This window comes from Enterobacter cloacae complex sp. 385G4 (assembly GCF_057320665.1).
In genome coordinates this window covers 1-2,231 of sequence record NZ_JBXWDD010000024.1, presented here as the reverse complement: position 1 = coordinate 2,231, position 2,231 = coordinate 1, and the positions used below count along the sequence as shown (strand labels likewise).

Genomic DNA, 2,231 nt, shown 5'->3' with positions numbered 1-2,231 from the left:
GCTCGGCCTGTAAAAAAAGCGGATCGGGCGTTTGGGCTTGAGTCATGTGTTTGGGCTGATTATTGCTGGTCATCAAAAGATCCTCTGCTTTAGCCTCTGAAAATTTTTAGCCAATAAATATAACTTTGTTATCCCGCCAAATGCCATTAAACTGCATAAGACGCTATGTTCCAAATATGAGACAGTGGGAAAAACATGCCAGATTTAAACGGTATGATGCTATTTGCAGCCGTAGTGAGAGCAAAGGGATTCTCCCAAGCTGCACGTGAAACCGGCCACCCAAAATCCACCATAAGTCGCAAAATCGCGCAGCTTGAAGAACAACTAGGCGTGCGATTGTTACAACGCGACACCCGTAACCTGAGTCTTACCCAAGTCGGGGCACTCTTTTATCAACACTGTGATTCCATTCGCAATGAGGTGGAAGCGGCCAAGGCTGTTATCGAGAGTACCCATGATGATGTATCAGGATCATTACGGATAGCCATTCCGGTCTCTTTTAGCCAAGAATTAATTGCTAACCTCTGTAGCGGATTCATGCGTTTATATCCCAATGTGGAATTAGATGTCCAGTTTACCGACAACGATATAGGTTTGGTGGGTGAAGGATATGACATAGCTATCAAATATGGGCCACTGCAATCCTCTGATCTTGTTGCAAGATTACTGTTCGAGCGTCAACCAATTCTGGTAGCAAGCCCTGGCTATTTAAAAGCACGCGGCACCCCCGCAACACCTAAGGAGCTGAGCGATCATAGTGGTATTCTGCTAGGAACATCCCGCTCAGCACCCATATGGCCCTTAGGCAAAGGTGCTCGCAAAACCATGGTAAACTTTCAGCGTAAAGTCAGGGTCAATAGCCCGATTATGGTTAAGCAGTTAGCCCTCGATGACTTTGGGATTGCAATGCTATCAAACTCCGCCTGCAAAACCGAACTCGCCAACGGCCAGCTAGTGCCAATCTTACAGGAATGGCCGATTGAACCCTTTAAGGTCTACGGGGTGTATTCGAGCCGCAGACAATTAGCCACCAATATCAGCGCCTTCTTGGACTTTTTCGTCAAACGCTTTAGCAGCCAAGAAAGCCTACAATCCTTGATGGGCTAGGCACTTTATCGCAGCGGCATTCACCTTTACTGACATCGCCATTCCTTTATACACATCCCAATGTTGAGTGACCATGACCATTTAGATAACAAAAAAGCCTAGCAAATTGGCTAGGCTTTTTACGTTGAGGAATGTGATGCTAATGCTCAGGCTAAAAGTTAACGCGCGGAGCTTAAGTCGATTAGGCCTAACCGATTAAGTATGAGCCATTAACTACAAGCGCATCGAGCATCAGCATTTTGTCCATATATCTTTACAGCTTATATGACGGCTATTTCACACAAATACGCGCTAACCACTTCTAGGGAATAATTTTTTCCTGTTTGAGCACTTCTTTTGTGATGGCTTGGCGCAGCCCTAAACCATCCGATGTGGGCATATCCATATTCATCGCAAAAAACCACACATTATCATCAAGTTCAACCCAACCGACCCACCAGCCAATCTTAGGTTCGATTCTAGTCGAGTATCCAGTTTTAGCCCGAATAATATAGTCACCATTGGCTTCGGTCAGCATGGCTTGTTTGACAATACGCTGGCTGCGCTCCGATACGTGTAACTTATTGTGATACAGCTTTCTTAAAAAGCTGATTTGCTCCGTGGCCGAAATTCGAATACCACCGTCGAGCCAGAAACTGTCTACATTGCCCGAAATGTCCTCATTACCATAATCGAAAGCATGTAGCATCTTGCTCATACGTGCCTCGCCAATTTGGCGGGCAAATTCTTGATAAACAGGCACAACTGAATATTTCATCGCGGTGATTAGATTATGATCGCGATTCCAAGTGGCGATATCGCGCGTCTGTCCATCCCACTTAAAGACTTGGTGTTCATCCTTAACCACGCCCAAATCGAGGGCGATCAAGCTATTGGGAATTTTAAAGGTAGATGCGGGTAAAAATGCTTGGTTCGCCCGTTTAAGATTATTGGTAAATCCTTGCTGCTTATTCTCATTCCAGAGCACAACTACGCCCTGTGATTTATGTTCAGTAAAGTGAGCATTCCAACTTTTGTTTTCTTGCCATTCCTTTGCTACCGCAGGCATTCCGATAATCGATGCCACCAAAAACACAGCCGATAAGGCTAATACACGCATAACGTCCCCTTGCTTAATGCAATAT

The 2,231-nt window shown here is 45.3% G+C and carries 2 protein-coding genes; one reads left to right on the top strand and one right to left on the bottom strand.

What is annotated here, in order from left to right; translation table 11 throughout:
* Positions 1-195: 195 nt before the first annotated feature.
* Positions 196-1,107, top strand: a complete 912-nt coding sequence (locus AC2FAJ_RS23470) for a LysR family transcriptional regulator (protein ID WP_015586033.1) — start codon at positions 196-198, stop codon at positions 1,105-1,107.
* A 301-nt stretch (positions 1,108-1,408) separates the two neighbouring features.
* On the opposite strand, the gene AC2FAJ_RS23465 is transcribed toward AC2FAJ_RS23470, so the two are convergent.
* The gene (locus AC2FAJ_RS23465; RefSeq protein ID WP_015059991.1) at positions 1,409-2,206 is read right to left on the bottom strand and encodes an OXA-48 family carbapenem-hydrolyzing class D beta-lactamase OXA-48; all 798 of its coding nucleotides are present in this window, start codon (positions 2,204-2,206) and stop codon (positions 1,409-1,411) included.
* Between the last annotated feature and the right edge of the window lie 25 nt (positions 2,207-2,231).

What these genes read in the sequence shown, in the direction of transcription:
- AC2FAJ_RS23465 (WP_015059991.1), bottom strand. Translation starts at nt 2,206, where the DNA reads ATGCGTGTATTAGCCTTATCGGCTGTGTTTTTGGTGGCATCGATTATC.
- AC2FAJ_RS23470 (WP_015586033.1), top strand. Translation starts at nt 196, where the DNA reads ATGCCAGATTTAAACGGTATGATGCTATTTGCAGCCGTAGTGAGAGCA.